Source organism: Aquabacterium sp. A08 (assembly GCF_011742065.1).
In genome coordinates, this window is the sequence record NZ_JAAQQT010000428.1 from 1 (window position 1) to 314 (window position 314).

At 71.0% G+C, this 314-nt stretch carries 1 protein-coding gene; it reads right to left on the minus strand.

Annotated elements, in window-relative coordinates:
- Positions 1-311 (minus strand): PLP-dependent transferase (locus HA630_RS27190; RefSeq protein ID WP_208299918.1); only part of this gene is annotated, 311 nt, incomplete at its 3' end.
- Between the last annotated feature and the right edge of the window lie 3 nt (positions 312-314).

Below are 314 nucleotides of genomic sequence, written 5' to 3' on the forward strand. Positions count from 1 at the left end.
CCGGCTTTGAGCAGGCCGAAGCACATCAACATGATGGCCGACATGCCCGAGGCGGTGGCCAGGCAGGCCTCGGCGCCTTCCAGCGCGGCCAGGCGTTGCTCGAAGCTGGTCACCGTGGGATTGCCGGAGCGGCCGTAGGTGTAGCCGTCTTCCTCGCCGGCGAAACGCCGCGCCGAGGCTTGCGCGCTGGGCTGCACGTAGCCGCTGGTCAGGTACAGCGCCTCCGAGTTTTCGCCGTACTGGCTGCGTTCGACCGCGGCGCGCACGGCCAGCGTGTCGCGGTGCAGGTCGGGGGGCAAGGCGGGGGCCATGGG